Here is a 17739-nt window from a genome sequence, read left to right as displayed (position 1 = left end):
TTCAGCCAGTAAAAAAGCCAACCCATTACCTGTAGCTAAAACCAGATATCTAATTATCTTCCGACTTTATATAAACACTGCCTCCGTCTTCACGATGTAAAAGACTCCATGTTGCGGGGAACTTTATTTCAGGTACATACATATCACTCTGATATTTCGTGGCCTCCGGCATCAATACACCGGTCTTAATATCAATAAACTGCTGATGTCCTCCGGCAAGCGTGGACCATTTCCCGGAATGAGGGCATTGCTCGCCGGTCTGGCAGGTAATTCGTTTACCCGGAGCATCATCCAGAAAATACTCTGACTCATCCGGAATAATGCCGTCACAGTAGCGAGTATCTTCCCAGACCAGACGCCAGTGAACGTCGCGGTATCGAATGGGATCGTCAGTGACAAGCATTTCTGTATCACTTTCAATTAATACATCGTAATACACCTGACGAGGCGCATTCATTCCGCGAATAAAATAGTTATAAGCCCCAAGATTTTTAAACCCACTGATACCGTTTTTAATTACCAGTAACTTATGGTGATACTCTATTTTTACTGGTTCCCAGATACCGTCGCAGGGCACCGGGTCATCGGTTTTAATAATGATATCGCTGCGCTCAGGAACGGACGGGAGGTTTTTCGGGAATACCGGGAAAGCCAGCTGAGTTAAGTTATAAATATAATTATTAGGGTTTAATAAATATTCAGCATCAAAAATATTACATACATTATTTGCTGGCGGATATAATAAATTATCGCCCCGGTATTCTGCTGCAACCCGCCACTGATTAATATTTTCTATTTCTGGTGGGTAAGGCTCTCGTTGCCCGCCTCGCTCACTATGGCAGGGCCAGTAAAAATAAGTTCTTATTAAACTAACTGGCCGAAAAAGCTGATCGAACTCACCTGTATTCATTTGCCATACCTGCCGGTTGCCCACAGCCAGTTCCGGTAATCCTTCATCGTAAAGGCGCAGGGCATCATATGCTCGAATAATACTCTTCGGGTGGAACCCCTTCGTTATCTCCTCCGGCCAGGTTTTTAACGCCTGCTCATACTGCTGGGTAAAATACGCCCAGGCATCCCGTTTACGCTGCCACAGAGTGTAACTGCTCAGCCGCTGTAACAGCCAGAACAGCTTGCGACGCACCTGTTCATCGCTCATCGGGTATTTCTTTTCCAGAGTCATCATTGTTCGCTTCCTGTCGTAGTCTGCCGCTCAGTCCGGGCGGCATTCAGTATCGTTCTGCCCGTTACCTTGGTGCGTAGCTCATCGTCATGCAGTTCGCGGCTATATGTGGTGTACGGCGGTTCAATGCCCTCCGGCCGGGTATAACCATAAGTCCCCTCTACGTCCTTCCAATGAGTGGGATAAAACTCAGCCTTTACGCCATTAATTTCAATGCTGGTAGGCTGACCTGTCGCCTTAACCTGCTCTCCGATACGGTTCAGTTCTTTTTTCAGCATCTCATCCAGATTAATGATTACCTGCTCACCGCCGCCCTGCAGATACTGAGTGGGAATATCACTCCCGAACTGTTCCGCAATCTTGCCATGCCAGGCATTAGTGCCCGGCATCCGCATGGCAAGGTCTTCCGGCAGATGCAGCACCACCAGAAAACCGTTGCCGTTCCACTCATCCAGCACCGCCGATAGCTGCCGCCACTCTTCTGCACTGCCTGGTACTTTCTGGTAGCCCCAGAATCCCCCTGCCGCCCAGGAGCCACCGGGATTTGTGGCCAACTGCGTCTCATTGCCAAAAGCGCGATAGATAGTACTGCCCGCCATCTCCCGGGCGCTTTTAGCGATAATTTCACCGCTGAAAGAAGCTATATCAGTAAAGACCTGCTGTCCTTTAACGAATGCAGGGCTTTCTCCTTTCCAACTAACGATATTCGGATACCCCGCCTTCAAATATTTACGCTGGAGTCTACCTTGGTGAAACTCCTCAGCATGAAGACTCGGAAAACGCGTGCCCTGCTTCGGCGCTTCCCGTAACGGGCGCTCGATAAGATAGGCTTCCGCTTCACGCCGCACTTCAGCCCTGCCCTTACCCGTTGCCACCGTATGGATTTCACCTTTATATACCAGCGCCTGCAACACCCGCAGTTTCGCATCCAGCTCTTTCAGCGCCTGCGGGATCATCCTGGAAGCCAGTGGTTTAAGGGCAGCAAATCCATCCCGTACCCGAAGTAAGTCCGCCTGCCATTTATCTGGCAGCATTCTTCCGACCCGGGCCTTCAGGATCTGATTAATTGCGGTGATCATCGTGTCGCAAAAATCACGCATTTTCTCAATCAGCCGCGCCTGATATTCAACAACATTCAGTTTATTCAGCCATTTCACCGCATCGCCTTCGCCAACGCGGTTCAGATACTTAACCACCTCGGCGAGTGTTTCCACATTTTCTGCCGCTTTTGTAGTTACACGCAGGGCCAGGCGTCCGACACCTTTTATCACACCACCAATCACCGGGATCAGCGCAAACAGCAGGATCACCAAAAACACCCATTCGGTGGTGTTTTCGCGCTTTTTGGGCTCATTAATCAAGCCAATCGACACGGCCAGCAAATCACGCACCGCTGTCACATCGCCAACTACGGGGATCATTCCGATGGCGGCATCGGTAATAACTTGCCCGATGGTCTGTTTTTCATTGAACGCCCCCTGAAGCGTTCCCCAAATCCACTGGCTGGTTTCCAGGCTGGTTTCTTTAAACCACGCAACGCCCGGCATACTCATTCCACACCTCCGCTGTGTTTCATTATCAGGGCGTCAATGTCGGACTCACTCGCTGAGGAACCGATAAACTGCTGATTATCCCTGTTGTTTTTTCGTAAATAACCCCGCACATCCGGCCCCATCTCAACAGTCATTGGGCCGTCAGGTATAGTGTCAAGATGCAGGTAGCCAGCCCCATCGAGGCTACCGGTACGCACAGAACCGTCCGCAAGTGTTGCGGTAAACGGTGCACCAACCACCGGCGTGTCATCATGGTAGAGATACTGCATTAGTGCATCATTGGGGTCTTTCAGCGGATCAGGCAGCCACGGCACGTCCGGAGTCTGCGCAGCACCGCCTTCCGTATCCAGCCGGCGAGCCTTGCGGGTGTAAGTCCCTGCGGTCTCGTACTTTATTTTTCCTTGTTCAATAAGGATGGAGCTCCCGCCCCCCACCAGCCGTATCCGCTTCTTACCGGCCAGCAGCATCTCTGTTGCAGAGATAAGAGTCAGTTTCTGCTCGGCACTCAGGTGCATCACGCCATTCTGCGCCTGAAACTGTACCGGCCCCTGCGCCGAAATCAGGCTCAGCTTGCCGTATTGGGCAAACATTCCCACGCTGTCGCCTGCCAGTCCGGTGATATGCCCTTCAGCACCGAGGCTGATATTCCCGCCCGCATTCAGGGCGAGATTGTCTGCGGCCGCCAGCTGTAGATGCTCAGCGCTGGTAAAAGCCATCCCCTCAGGTGCTGAGAAGTGGATCATCTTATTGAGGGTTTTCAGACGTGTAGCGAACATCACCTGCTGGCTGGCGATATCGGCTTCCAGGGCTTTCGCCTGTCGAGCGGCGCTGGCCAGTCCCTCGATTTGTTCGCGGACGGCCTCAATCTCCTGGAGTGCCAGATCCATATCAAGCACATCGCCTTCGCCGTGCACTTTGCCATCGGCAGTGATAAGCAGCCCTTTCGCCACACGAATGATCCCGAACTCATCGGTGCGCAGCTCAAACCCGGTTCCGCGCGGCTCGTTCTCCATGTCCACGATGTGGCCCTGGTTCAGTGCCGTGGCCCCGAACGGGGTGCTGAGCGCGATATGTTCACTCTTGCGCTGGTCTTCCATACGCAGTTCGTTCTGGCCCGCGGTTCGCAGGATGTTTTGGCTGCAGTTTTCGCGGGTGACCACATCCGGATGTTCAGAGTCATGGAACGCATGGGCGATGTACGGGCGGTCCGGGTCACCGCCATCAAAGGCAACCCCCACTTCCGTGCCGTCAATCAGCGGCGTGTGCCAGCCCCAGGTTTCTCCGGCGTAGGGTTTGGCCTGTCGTATCCACAGGTAGTTATGGCCCTGTTCGGCGTCTTCACGGCTGAAGTCCAGCTTCACCCGGTAGCGACCCATCTCATCAAGATGGGCATAAAGCGCACTCTTCTCATCGCTTTCAACGCGAGCGGTCAGCGTGCCGGCAATTAACGGGCGCGATGCTGGCTCTGGTCTGAAGCAGGACTGCTCGCTGTAAGGCATGCCCCAGACGGAGACATGCAGACGGGTATCACGAGCCGCCCGGAAGGTGGTGAGCGTAATCACCATCCCCTCTTTCAGCTCCGGTGTGTCACTGTCTCCGGTCTCCAGCACCATCCCCGGCGTCAGGTGGCTGGCATTGCTGAAGAGATGCAGACGGATGGCATTATTAAGGGCGTGCTCATGTTGAATGCGGGCGTAAAAGGCTCCGCTTTCGGTTTCCGGTTCAGAGGTGGTGTCATCGCCCGCTTCGCGGTACGGGGCCGCATAGCGGTAGTGCTCACCGATGGTGGCAGCTTCATTTCTGACGCTTGCGGTCGCATCCATTGGCGTGCTGGCGGTGCGATAGTTGTAATCCCGCATGGCCACGCTACCGGTGACGGTGTGGTGCCACACTCTGGCATCCCATACGGCTTCAACCGCGCCATCATGAAGAGCAGAAGGCTCACGGTACGGCAGCTGCACACCAAACTGATAGTGCAGCTGGCTGTCGGCAAACGTCACCGTATCCAGCCCGGTGGTGATGTTGACCCCGGTGCGGAACCAGATACCGTCTCCGGCCAGGATTCGCTGGATAAACTGCAGGTCGGTCTCCCGCCACTGGGTAATCAGTTCACGTACTGGATAGGCCCGTTCCAGCCGAAATTCAAAATCCGACCCTTCCAGCCCGTGGTTGCGCAGTACCCGCTCCACTAGCTCTGGTACGGAGACATTCTGGTACACCGCACAGCGACGGGTGTGAGCGAGCAACGCCAGGCGCGAGGAAAGCGTTACGGCAAAATGCGTCTGGTCAACGGTCTCCTGGAGGTGCTCAAAGCCGGTGATGATGCCCTGCACGACCCTGCCACTGAGCATGCTGAGGGTGGCATACTTCAACATCGCATCCCGGCGACTGATATCTTTCTGTGTCGTGGTGAATTCAATGCGCCATTCGAACGGCGCATTGAGCGTTTCACGTCCGCGGAAGTTCAGCACATCCGGCTTCAGGACGCTGTCGTTAATCTCAAGGCGGTAGCGGGTCTGTCCGTCAAATAGCCCCTGCCAATTATCCGGGATTGTATCCATAGCATTACTCCTTCACCGTGACCAGGGTCAGCCCGGTGCTGTTGAGCTGGATGGTGCGCGGCTTGTCCGGGTCGAGGTCATCGAGACTCAGCACCAGCTTCCAGGTGTTGTTAAGGATATCCGGACGATTGAACAGCCCCACCACCGCCACAAATTTCGCCTCTTCATTCATTGGCATATTCAGGGTTACGCTGCCTTTGGGCATCACCAGTAGCGACTTGCTGGCAACGATGTCTTCTTTAAGGGTGTTATCCGCATCGCGTAGCAACTCCTGGTAGTCCGCCGCATCCACCTTCTGGCGGTCCTTAAGCTGGTACACCTGCATCATGGTGGCAAGCGGGATCTGCGCCTCATCGGCATTGATGGCCGAGCGGGGTTCAAAATCCAGATGCAGCACTTTTATTTTTTTGTAGAAGAGGGCTTTAGTTGCGTTGACCGCGCCATCCGACACGGCCTGAGTCAGGCCACATGCGGTCAACAGGGAACAGAGCAGCATCAGTGCGGCACTGCGCGACAGGGAAGCGAAAGTCATTCGTGGAGTCCTTTTCGGCTTTCAGAAACAGGGGCGTGTTAAATGTGCTGGATGTTGAAGTCAGATACTTCAGTCAAAACGGTAGCCGCCAGGCTCCGCCGGCGGCAGGGTTTCGCAAGCCAGACCTTCATAAGAGCCAAGGCTCACGGTCAGATGGCTGCGTTTCGCAGGGCGGTCGCGCTTCATTCCCAGCACGCCGGTGCGGCCCAGCTGTACCCGGTTGGTCTTACCCAGACGCGGTTCAGGCAGACAACTTACCGGCACCGTAAGGCGAAGACGTACATCGGAGCGGTAACCCATGTATACCCGCAGCAGTACCATCAGGTCGGTGTGTATCTGGCCACCGGGCAACCAACTCTGCGCTTCTTGCAGGTTGTCAGTCGCCAGCATAAGGAGGATGCGGCTACAGGCCTCTTTGCCGGTTTTGCCTAGCGTGGCGCGCTGTGACAGAGATACCCGGTTGGCTTTGCCGAGCCCGCTGCGCTTTGCGACGGGAACCTTTACCGGATCCGGGCTGATAACGGTGGCACGGGTCTCCGGGGCCAGCAGACTCACCAGTTGGCGAATGCCTTCGGCGTTACGGGTCGGCAGACGCATGGTGCCCAGCAGCGCCAGAAAGCGGGACACCGGAGTAGCCACCTGCTCTGCGGTGCCCGGAATACCAAGTCCGACCAGCCCCAGCAGGCACTGTGATGTTGCATCGTGGCCGCCCGCCTCAAAGGTTGCCGGCCAGGCGTACTTGCGCCAGATACGGTAATACTGGGTGTGGATGCGGTGGCTGAAGATATCGAGAAACGCGGTGGTGGCTTCATGCCCTTCCCGGCGTTGCGCAATATCATCGAGGTAGGTTGTCGGCAGCGGAGAATCCACACCGTACATCCCGAGGAACGTGGTGCGCACCGTCGGCGGCAGGTCCGGGTGGCCTTCGTCGGTTTCGGCCGCCTTCAGTTCGCTTACCGGAAACCCCATTCCCGGCCACGGGCGAAAACGTACAGGATCGACCGAGAGTTTCTCGGTACTGCCAAGCTTCGGTGCCTGCGGATTTTCCTGCTCCAGCAACTGGCAGAAGCGATAGAAATTAACCCGCCAGATATCGTCGCGAAGCGCCTCTGTCAGCCCGGAATGTGCTGGCTGTGATTCTCTTTCCATCGCAGTCGTTTCCCTGTCGGCTGTAGTACCAGCGTCAGTTGGTTAAAGAGGTGCACATCGGCATAGAGTGCAAAGAAGCGGTGCAACATTTCCCCGAACAGGGTGACATCGCCCTCACCGGCAAAGTTATCGGCATTGAGGGTTATTTCAATGTCCACCCCACGCAGCATAAAGCCCTTCTCAAAGCGACGAATAAGGGTGTGCTTCACTGCCACAATCGCCTCCAGGCGACGACGGTTCATCTCATCGTCGGTCCAGTCATACAGCGCCAGTGTCCCGCGCAGCACCTCCGGGTTATCCATCATGCTTAAGAAACTTGAGCCCAGATGGCTCATCACCCGCCAGTGGAAGCGGTCATTTGCCGGCGGATAGAGCGGGAGGGTCGGCACCTTCAGGTTCAGGACTCTGACCGGCACTTTTCCCGCCTTCACCACCCGGTCAAGCAGGGTACTTTCAAGTGAGCGGCGAGGTAGCTGGCCGTTGGTACCGGTGATGCGGATGGAAAGCGACTCAGGGACCTGCGACAGTTGCTCCATCTCGAATGACTTTCCACCGAGGATAAGCCAGGTGTCATACAGGCCGGAGGGGCCGCGCTTCACGCGGATGTGAAAGTAACGCTCCGGCGCGTCGTGGCGCATCATGCCGCCACGGTGGCGGAAACTGGTGAACGGGACATACGGATGTTTACCGTTTTTCACCGCGCCGTGAATGGAATCCACGCTGTAGATTTCGGTGTGCCCGTCCTGCACGCGCATCGGGCGCAGCCGGTATTCGTTTTGCAGTGGATCGGGCGTTAGCGGATCGGCTTCCAGTGTGAACAGGTTAATCACCGGCGCGCAGTGCAGACGGAAGTTGTCGGTCTCAAACGGCATGTCAGATGGCCAGCTGCCGTCGAGCACGATATCGGTCTCAAACCAGGTGGTTTTCTGACTCAGCCCTGCAAACTCCAGACCTTTAAGTTCCACGAACATAAACTTTTCGCGGTAGCTGAAATACTCCAGCAGCAGCTGGTAGCCACTAAACGCTGAGTCCCCTTTCGGCCACAGGCGGTCAGCGTCATCAAAGCCCATCGGTTTACACCAGCCCTCAAAGCGGACCCGCTCTGTACGGGTTTCCGCGTGGCGAACATACATCGCCTGCACCCGGCGAGTCAGCGCAAGGTGGAGTGCCGAGGCCACCGGGCTGTCGGCATCGAGATAAATGGCCACCTTATCAATCCCGGCTTTCGACCAGTCCACCTTTTCCGGGCACTCAAAGCGCAGACGAATGACGGCACGGCCATCCGGCTCCGTTTGCAAGCGAGCTTCTGCCAAATGCAACGGCTGGAGGGGCACTTCACGCGTCGTACGGTACTGGCAGACTGTGTTATCGGGACCGACCGGGCGCGACAACACTGAGAAGCCGTTTTCCAGCACCTCCATTTTGCGCAGCTGTCGCCAGTCCGGCGTGAACGCCACCACGGAGAGCGACGGGATGGTTCGCATGTAGTGCGGCCACAGCAGGCTCACCAGCCCTTCAGTCAGTTCCGGCAGATCATCATCCAGCTTTTCACGCAGGCGCCCCATCAGGAAGGCGAAGCCCTCGAACAGGCGCTCAACATACGGGTCACGGGCTCCGGTTTTATCCAGGTTGAGCATGGCCGCACGGTCGGGATGGGCGCGGGCAAACTCTTTCCCGGCTTCGCGCAGGTAGCGCATCTCGGCTTCGTAATAACGCAGGGTTAAATCATCCATGTACGGAGATCCTGAGTGTAGAAAATATCAAAAAGAAAACGGAAGGCGTCATCAATGAGGACCTGGAATATCAGGAGATGTTTAACCGCAGTCACCATTTATTCGTCTCGGGCAAGGGTGAGCGCGCTATCAGTAGCGCCCACGGAAAAAATGGTCTGCGGCAGGCTGAAGCCCTGCAGTTTAAGCAACGCCAGCGGCCCGTCGCCAAGCTCGCTGCGCAGTATGAATTTCAGCGGATTGCCATCCGGGGTGATCCACACCAGCTGGGTGCGGCTGCTGTCGAGCGGAGCGATCAGCGCCTTATCGAGCAGGCGGATAAAGCCCCAGCTCCCCTGGTTGCTGGCATAGAGGCGCATTTCAGTGCTGGTTGAGCGCCAGCTCAGATCCACGCCCGGATAGTAAGTGTTGCCCGGCCAGGTGAAACTCTGCCAGCTTGCCATCTGGTTAAAGTAATCCAGTTTCTGGCCATCCAGCGTCAGCTGGGTACGGGCCACATCGCGCGACGGTCGGGCCATCAGTTCAAAATGCATCCCGGCGTCGCCCTGGGCAAAGACGATATCCGAGATATCGGCAAGCTTATTAATGGCGGTAAGAAATGCCGGGCTGATGCTCATTCCCTGACTGGCAGCCGGATCCACCACCCAGTGGCTGCCTTCCTGATGCAGCATGCCTCCGAGGTTGGTTTTGACGAACGCGGCAATGCGACCGGAATCGCTGCGCAGGAACTGAGCCAGCAGCGGCAGTGACGCATCGCTGCCGGTCGCTTTAAACGGATAACGTCCTGCAAAGGCTTTGTTCCACTGAGAAACAATGGTGCTCTGCCAGCGGGCGTTGAGACTGCCCGCCGCCGGGGCCAGCACCTGACGCCAGGCCAGGTCAAGCGGCTGCACAAACAGCGCCTGCCCGAAGCCGTTCCACTCCTGCCCGAGACTTGCCGCCACCAGGGAGCCGTAGTCACGGGTATCGGTCAGGTCAATGGCTTTGCCCTGGAAGACCGTCTGGGCCAGCATTTGAGCCATCGCCTGCGGATCAGGCGCACTGGTCACCTGCTGAAGTTTGAGTCGCACCTGAGTCACACGGGCAAGCCAGGACTGGAAGCTGAGGTTACCGTTCGAGCCGGTACCGTCCTTCCCATCCATCAGGCCCGTGAGTGGCCCAAACACGCCGTCCAGCGGACCTTTAGGCCCCTGCGTCTGTTCTATAAACTGTTTTGCGCTCTTCTTACGCCCCACAAGTTTTTTCGCTGAATCTACCAGAGAGTCAGCAAGCCGCTCTCCTTTAGCCCCGGTCTGTCCCTGCCAGGCAAGTGTATTCATCAATGCCACCAGAGGTGACTGACGCACATCCGCCAGCAGGTTCAGTTGGGCAATGGCCTCCGAAAGTGATGACGCTTCGTGCCACTGAATGCTGTTGGCCATATTGAGCCAGGCGTTGCCAAAGTCGGTGAAGTAGCGCTCCGTCAGACGCTGTTTCAATGCTTCTGGCGACACATCACTACCTGGCTGATACGTTTTATCGGTGAGCACCCAATCGATTTCATCACGGCGGGTCTTCACCACCTCATCAATAGCATCCTCGACCTGCTCTTCCCATGCCTGGCGGGTGAACATCCCCGGCACTATTTCTTCAGAGGAGAACAAGGATGAGGCATCGGTATCACCGGTCATGTCCGCCAGGGTTAAATCAGGCCAGTTGCGGGCAATACGTCCGAGCATTTCCTGATACAGACCAGATTCGGCGTTACGCTGACCAATCTGTTTGAGCAAAATCTGACGTACCGTTCCCACCATTTCGCGGTCGGGAGTGATTTTCCACTCCGGGTGTGCCGGTAAGTTCTGCGCATAGAATCCGAGCAGCTTCGGCGCCTGGGTCTGCCACACGCTGTCCGGCACGCCGCTGCGGTGCGGCCAGGCCTTCAGCATATTGCCGGCAAGCCAGCCCGCATCCGCTTTATCGGGACGGGCCAGCATCAGGTAGCCTTTAAGCAGGCCGTAGGTCTTCTGGGTAGCGGACGTGCGCGCGCTGCTTGCCGGTGGTAGTTGCACAAAAGCGTTAAGCTGGCGGTGAAGTTCGTCTGCCAGCGCATCGCGCATCAGCTGCTGGTTGTTACTTGCGTACAATGGCCAGAGCATCTTCAGCGTTCCGCTGTCCTGATTCAGACCAAAGCGGGTATACCACGGCGCACCGTGCACTTCACGGTTCTGCAGGCGGGCGATGGTCTGCTGCAATGCTAACTGGTTACGCAGACGCTCAGGCAGCGGCTGTTTTGTGTCGGCGGCAACCCGGGCCGTATTCTGCGCCAGCCAGATTTGTGTGCGGTTAACGGATAGCGACAGCAACGTACCAGCCCCCCAGAGTAGAACCAGCCCCAGTAGCACCAGACGCAGTAGCTTTTGCCAGTGGAAGCCGATTTTTCGGGCATGTACCTGCCGACTGTCGTTTTCGAGTTCCTGCCACACCCGCGGTGACAGGCGCGCATGCGGCACCGTTTCGGTCTCCGAAAACGCCGGACTGAACATCATCCCACGCAGACGGTAAGGGGCTGGCCCGGACATCAGTGTGGTTATCAATGGCACCAGGGAGCGTCGTAACGAGCCACGAAGGGCTTTTGACAGGCTCAGCAGCCAGTGGTGCCGTGAGTTCTCAAGCAGCGCTGTCACGCCGGGCGTCTGCAATTCTGAGGATAGTGTGGTGAGTGTCGCGCGGGCCTCTTCCGTTGTCGCCCCCGGACCAAACAGCGCGCCGGTTGGGGGCACGCCCTCCCCGTCATGAGACCAGGTGCCTTCACGAACGAGCCACAACCAGACCGGCAACTGCCAGCCCAGCAGGACATCTGTTTTATAGCGCATGCGGGCCAGAGTGTCCTGCTTTGCCGTATCCGGCAAAGCGGCCGCATTCATCACCTGCACCACGCCGTCCAGTGGACGCTGTGGGCGCACCTCTTTCAGAACGGACAAAAGGTCATCATCGGGCACGTTCTCAGCCAGGCCACCATGAATGAGCACAATCCCGTCACTCTCCTGCCAGTGGTCACGCTTAAGACCCGGTACCACTTTCTCAATATCGCTGTCGCTACCTTGTACCAGCAGCAGGCGCACTTTTGCTTTCCAGCGAAGGCGGTAACGCAGGCGCAGATGATCGACCAGAGGCTCGGCCACAAACCGGAATGTGTCCGCGTCGGTATGTTTTGCATCTGGCTGGGATGCAGCAGCCTGCTGTCCGGAGGCTATCACATCCAGTTTTCCCTGCTTCTCACCGTTCTTAGTGAAAATGGTTTCAAGCACCCAACCGATAATCAGCGCCGCCAGCATCAGCAGCAAGCTGATGATCACAATGCCGGTCGTGCTGAACGGCCCCATGTTGAAGGTGTCCTTAACCCACTGCGGCCAGAACCAGAGTGCGCCGCCAATGAGGCAGACAGATAAAGCGCCCAGGAGCAGCGCAAGCAGAAAGGTGGATGCGATTTTCATAACGGTGGAGAGCAATCCCTTGAGAGTTATTCTGGTGTGACAAGACAGAGTTGTCGGTTGTCTTCAGCCAGTTCCGTGACAGTAAGCTGCGCTTTGCTGTCGTTCAGGCACTGGCGGGTTGCCAGCTGTAACGCTTGCCAGGGAGCGGAAATGCCCGCAAACCCGACAACAGTATCAATATGGATAATTTTATCGGCTTTAAGTCCCGGAGCGTGTGCCTCCCGGGCCTTGCTGAAGATATCGCCGGAAGCCATTTGGCCACCGCTGGTCCATGCCTGCTTCAGTGCTGTTTTTTCCAGTCCTGACCACATCATGACGCGCTCAAATGCCTGGTCGAGATTGCCATCGCGGCAAATCTGCGGCCGGTGAACCCTGACCGATACGTCCGGGATATCCTTAAGACGGCAGTTGGTCAGCAGTAACACGGAAATGGCCTCGCCACTGTCCTCTGGCGGGTGTTCGTAAAGCTGGGCGCTGACCACCAGTAACGCAGCAGCACGGTCATAATGGCAGTCCAGCCAGTAGTCGAGGAGTTCCAGCCCTGTCAGGTCGCGAATACGCACCAGCGGGTGAGTAACGCTTTTTTGCAGGAGAGCCGGCAATGCCGAAAACTGTTCACCGGTATCCACCGCCAGATAACAGGTCAGCGTTGACGGGAGAAACGCCACCAGATTCTGGACACGGGCAGTAATTTCCGGGAGATAATGCGCTACCCGGTCGGCCATTTCCCCGGCGGCCGTCAGCGCCCGGTGACGAATCGGGTCGCCACCATTGACTGGCTCGCAGGGCATCATCAGGGGCTTTTTAGCTAACACAGCCTCATGCGTCATCGGACTGGCGGGCCCCAGCCCGTTAATCAGGACTTCGCCGATAAGCCAGGCAAAGCGCTGCCCGCGCGCAACGTCCGCCCGGTACCGGGCTGCAGTCGTGGCATTCTTCTCATCACAACGCCCACGGAGGAGCGCGTAGCCAAAATAGCGTCCGACAACCAAAAAGCCCCACAATACGACAGGCAGCCCTGTTGCTAACCCCCAGAAAGCTGCACCTGAGCGCTCGCCCTTCCATAACAGGAATGCGGCCGCGGCCCCTGCCAACAGCATCGCAATGCCCAGGAGCAGCCAGCGTTTGAAGCGTGGCCGAGGTGGTAATTTCTCCCGGGGCGGGATGCGCTCAAGTTCAACCGGCACGTTTACCCCACCAGAGCATTGGGCAGTGAGCTGATAAGCGTACATCCACAGCCACACTTATGGCCGTGGAATGCCACAGGAACACCCCGATCGCGATAATTTGGGTTACCTTCGACGATAGTGGTATCGCCATGCTCCGGGCAGGAAACACGGTCACCTTTACGTGCCACACCGATATCGCCAAAGAACATGGTTGTTGAACAGGACAACACTGCCCCACCGTGAGTAGTTTTATCACCGAGACGGATTATTCCTTGCATCTGCCTTCCTATTGTTACATTCAGAGTAATATTGAAATAAAAATATTATTTCCACACACAACCTGAACGATCATCATTGTATGCACTTATATTTTCGGAGAACTGAGTAACCTTCTCTTTTAATGACTTATAATAAAACTGATAAAATCGAGCACCTTGTGATATTACCGTATAATAACCACTTATTTCCCCGCTAAGTATTTCATTCCAATCAGCTGTAAAAGATGAAGGGCGGTCAGCAGAATCTTGTTTCTCTTCTGTCTTTACAAAAAAATGGAATAGCTGATTTTGAATATTCGTACTTAACATACCGAATATCCAATCCATCCAGAGATATTTGGAGGAATTTGACATTCGTCTTCCCTGCGCTAAAACATCCTACAATTTCACTCGAATGAGCCAAGGAAGTGAGTGACATAGTAAATACTGACAAAACCGAAACTAATACTTTTATTAAGATGCCACCAGAGTAGTAATTCTACCACTTATATAATTGAGTGCATCCTGACACTCAACTCCGTAAATTTTTCTATGTGCCTGTCTTACAAGTAAGGGGGGAATTTATGGGTTCTTTTGCACGCTTGTAGCCTGCCAATACTTCATCTTAATTCTTCTCTGTGTCATGTCGTCTTGAGCTGGGGTCATGCCAAAGCACCCACCAAAATGAGTAAATTTTACTATTGTATATTTCACTGAATATAAATGGATATGTTCCATCCTCGCTCTTTCTATTCAAATGCTCTGCATGAAGTTTTTCACAGACTTATTAAATGCATTTAGGCAACCATCATATTCTTTAAAATCGCCATTAATAACCGCTATTATTTTATTGAAATCATCAGTCCCAGAGTGAATATCCAAATATTTGTGAACTTTGAAAAACCTGAATGCAGAAAGAACACTATGAGGTAGTGCCGTTAACTTATTTCTGGCTGAGTCGGATGATGATACATCCTCACCAATATAACGCCAATAACTATCACAATTAGTTTAATGGGACAGGTTTTATATCAAATACTAAAACATAAGAAGTAAAAAATAATATTGCCAGACTGACTTTTCTTATTTGGGCCATCAGAATCATTTAACATTATCTGACTTAACCCATTTAACTAACATTTTCCCTTTAGGGCTAATATAACCTACTTCCGCCCATTTCTTATTTGGTGATAACTGAATGACTTTCACTTTATCCCCAGCAACCAAGTAAGCTTTAGTTATTGAACTTTCGTCCGGGGATGAATATAAATATGACTTACTGACACTAATTAACGAGGCTCTCTCTAACTTATTAATGTAATTAAATATACCACTCAGAACTATCTGCCTTACTTCCTGGTTTTTTTCTGATAAAATCTGGTAATCATCAATGTTTTCACTACTAACTTTATCGCAGTGCATCAAGTTATTGGCATCCATTGTTTTTAGGGTTGAAAATGAATCCTTAATTCCTTTTACAGAAGGTTTCATCGAAAGAAAATCAAAAGTGTCTGCATCACTATCATCAGAGCTGACAAGGATGTCTTTACCTTTAGCCCATTGATAACCACAAGCTTCACCATCCCAATCACTTACAATGCACCCATTGCGCATATCAACAACACTACAATATGCTTTACTTACATACTGTTTAGAGCCGTCACCAGAATCAAGAACATCCCCAACAACACTATTAACAACAAGATAGCTGCCACTAGGTGACACCTTGCTAGAGCCATCTTCTGTATAGTATCGATCTGCACGACTAAGATCCATTTCCTTGCCATCTTGACTAAATATCAATTTACTCCAGGCATCTGACTCAATGTTATTGCCATGTTTAGGCTGGCTAAAAATAGCTGAATTTCCATTTTGAGACTTTACTTCTATATCCGCATACGCAGAATTACAAACGATAACAATTGTCATAAACAAAAATGATAAATTGCTCTTCATAGTTTTGCCTTCAATTGATTATATCTTTTAGTTGAGTCAGTCATTCGTCGTGTTAATCTATATTCATCCAGTAGCAGACGCTCATTACCTTCATGCTGAGCCCCCCATGTTTTTGGATCAGTATTGACTGATGGATTATGGGAATGGAAGTTTTTAATTGCCTTTTTGAAATCCGACGCAACATTAGCTGGTCTATTAACAGATTCATCTAAAACTAACGCTCGTCCAAAATTGCTTTTTGTATAATCTTTAATTTTAAACCCATTACCCACTGAACCGTTTTCTGCATGATGAAGGCGCTTGACAAAATCAAGGACTTGTAAATCCAAGTACTCTGGAAGAGACATGAGTTTAACCAATGCAGCCAAGGGCTTGTTATGAATAACCTTTCTAAAAGTGCTTTCACTACATCCATTTCTAATCAGCTGCTTAAGCTCCTTTCCAGTTATTTTTTTATCACCGGTCAATTTCGCATCGCGATAATATACTATCGCAGATGTTCCACTTCCCTCGGAAGTCCAACCACAATTGAAAGCATGGGCTATATACAAATCTGAATGTGAATCTCTGAATGCAGCTATCTGAGCGGATAATTCCCCTTTCCCCTCTAGCCCAGTGCCATCTTTCACCGTCTTCTGCATAGCCCCTGCGGTTATGACCTCACTATCGTATGACTGGAGTGCATCCATATTCCCTTCATTTTGAGACATTGCAATGAGAATGTCTTTTTCATTCTCAGTGATCTCACCTGATTTCAACAGCTCATCCCAGCGAGGGTATTTATCCAAAGAAATGCTCCCGCTATAGATAGGACCATATTGAGTGCCATATCTTGTTACTTTAAATTTATCAGCATATTTTAATTCACAATCACATGCAGTCTCTTTCAATGCTGACAAAAACACCACAGGATGCATATGCCAGACAGGCGCACCGCTGCTGAATCCGTCCACCTTGCTCATCCATTCCATGTCGTCAAACCACTGTCTGACATAGCTGATACTGAGCAGATCCAGCTGCTTGAAAAATGTTCTCCAGCGATGATGGCTGCTGCCACCAAACCATTCACTGTCGTGTTTGACCACCATTCTCGCTGCAATATCTCTGATATCCAGCTCCGCGTAATTAACCGCGTGACGCAGTTCTGCACCCGAAAGGTCGCCGCTATTATCGCTGTCCATTTTTCGCAGCAGGGCTTTGTAGTAGTCAGAGACCTGTTTTTCCCGGATACCGCGCTCAGGCCGTACCCACTCCGCCATTCTGGTGAACCCGTCTTTGATCCACCCTTCATGCAGGGATTTTGTCATATCGGAAGTCGGCGGCTCTTCAAATGTACTGTAGCCCAGCTTTGTCAGGTCGTACTGGCCAATATCCGCTTCCACATCAACTTCGCTGAGCCAGGCCCCGTCCCCGATATCAAACCAGCGTTTACCGCCACTGTCGGTAAACGGATGGCATTTGTCCTGCGGCATAATTTTGTGAATATCTTTCTTCACCTGCCCTTTGGTTTGGGTGAAGGTATCCCCGGAACGGGCATAAACAAAACTCTCCGGGTGGATATGAACGTATTTCGGGCCGTTCTTCACCTCCGCCTTATTGCTCAGAAAATCGATCATCCGGCTGTCGGTACTGAGTACTTCAATATGCACAAAAGCACTTTTTTCCACACCGTGGATGTCACAAGGGGCAATGTCTTCCGCCAGGTAACCCACCGCATCGCCTGCGGCAACCTCAATTCTGGTTACCGGTTTAACGACGGTATCAAATGTCCCCTGGGTAACGGCCTGCTGCATCCAGGCCGGCAGATGCGCCATCTGCTTACCCACGGATGCCAAAGATTGCGGGTCGAGCGACACCCAGAACGCGTTGCCGGTCATTTCGGATTTACTGTTCAGCACCCGGGCAAGCCCAAACGTCTGCGTCTGCCCCTTCAGGTCAAAGGTGATCTCACGCAACACAACGACGCTGTCGCCCGTTTTTAGTTTATTCTTCTCCGCGACCGGAGCCTTATCTCCGGCTTTTTCTTTGCCGGTGTATTCACGCTTATGCAGCCCGTCACCCTTCTCAGTAACCTGATACAGCTTGTGCTCTGGAAAAGCAGACAGCGGAGCAAGCCCGATATAGAGCGAGTAAAAGTCGAGGCTGTTGTCCTTCTTTTCGGGATCCGGGGTACAGG

11 protein-coding genes and 1 pseudogene are annotated in these 17739 nt (G+C 53.2%); all 12 read right to left on the bottom strand.

Annotated elements, in window-relative coordinates; translation table 11 throughout:
* Positions 1 to 49: 49 nt before the first annotated feature.
* Positions 50 to 1186: an Imm72 family immunity protein gene (locus tag HMPREF0201_RS06450; RefSeq protein WP_016535711.1), complete on the bottom strand. Its 1137-nt coding sequence runs from the start codon at positions 1184 to 1186 to the stop codon at positions 50 to 52.
* Positions 1183 to 2736: a hypothetical protein gene (locus tag HMPREF0201_RS06445; RefSeq protein ID WP_016535710.1), complete on the bottom strand. Its 1554-nt coding sequence runs from the start codon at positions 2734 to 2736 to the stop codon at positions 1183 to 1185. Before HMPREF0201_RS06445 ends, HMPREF0201_RS06450 begins: the two co-directional genes overlap by 4 nt.
* Positions 2733 to 5297 (bottom strand): type VI secretion system Vgr family protein, encoded by a 2565-nt coding sequence (locus HMPREF0201_RS06440; RefSeq protein WP_016535709.1) that lies wholly within the window; start codon positions 5295 to 5297, stop codon positions 2733 to 2735. The genes HMPREF0201_RS06445 and HMPREF0201_RS06440 overlap by 4 nt, the downstream gene beginning before the upstream one ends.
* 4 nt (positions 5298 to 5301) lie before the next feature.
* Complete coding sequence (gene tssJ, locus HMPREF0201_RS06435; RefSeq protein ID WP_016535708.1) at positions 5302 to 5829, bottom strand: type VI secretion system lipoprotein TssJ; 528 nt, start codon at positions 5827 to 5829, stop codon at positions 5302 to 5304.
* Positions 5830 to 5898: 69 nt separating this feature from the next.
* Entirely contained in the window at positions 5899 to 6978 is a 1080-nt protein-coding gene (gene tssG / locus HMPREF0201_RS06430) for a type VI secretion system baseplate subunit TssG (RefSeq protein ID WP_016535707.1), read from the bottom strand.
* Positions 6942 to 8711, bottom strand: coding sequence for a type VI secretion system baseplate subunit TssF (gene tssF, locus HMPREF0201_RS06425; protein WP_039898059.1), 1770 nt, complete (start codon positions 8709 to 8711; stop codon positions 6942 to 6944). The genes tssG and tssF overlap by 37 nt, the downstream gene beginning before the upstream one ends.
* A 98-nt stretch (positions 8712 to 8809) precedes the next feature.
* Positions 8810 to 12181 carry an ImcF-related family protein gene (locus HMPREF0201_RS06420; RefSeq protein WP_016535705.1) on the bottom strand — a complete coding sequence of 1124 codons (3372 nt, stop codon included), beginning with the start codon at positions 12179 to 12181 and terminating at the stop codon, positions 8810 to 8812.
* Positions 12182 to 12207: 26 nt separating this feature from the next.
* Positions 12208 to 13281 (bottom strand): hypothetical protein, encoded by a 1074-nt coding sequence (locus HMPREF0201_RS06415; protein ID WP_244878503.1) that lies wholly within the window; start codon positions 13279 to 13281, stop codon positions 12208 to 12210.
* 89 nt (positions 13282 to 13370) lie between these two features.
* Positions 13371 to 13628 carry a PAAR domain-containing protein gene (locus HMPREF0201_RS22435; RefSeq protein ID WP_071704081.1) on the bottom strand — a complete coding sequence of 86 codons (258 nt, stop codon included), beginning with the start codon at positions 13626 to 13628 and terminating at the stop codon, positions 13371 to 13373.
* Between the two features lie 45 nt (positions 13629 to 13673).
* Positions 13674 to 13982 (bottom strand): hypothetical protein, encoded by a 309-nt coding sequence (locus HMPREF0201_RS06410; protein WP_055696350.1) that lies wholly within the window; start codon positions 13980 to 13982, stop codon positions 13674 to 13676.
* A 726-nt stretch (positions 13983 to 14708) separates the two neighbouring features.
* Positions 14709 to 15563, bottom strand: coding sequence for a hypothetical protein (locus HMPREF0201_RS06405; RefSeq protein WP_016535701.1), 855 nt, complete (start codon positions 15561 to 15563; stop codon positions 14709 to 14711).
* Positions 15560 to 17739 (bottom strand): annotated as a pseudogene (locus HMPREF0201_RS23310) (hypothetical protein); the annotation flags it as partial. The pseudogene HMPREF0201_RS23310 and the gene HMPREF0201_RS06405, both read right to left, overlap by 4 nt.

It is taken from the genome of Cedecea davisae DSM 4568, from assembly GCF_000412335.2.
In the GTDB taxonomy this organism is placed as follows: Bacteria; Pseudomonadota; Gammaproteobacteria; order Enterobacterales; family Enterobacteriaceae; genus Cedecea; species Cedecea davisae.
Note: the sequence above shows the minus strand (reverse complement) of the source record. Positions and strands in the feature narration are given on the sequence as shown.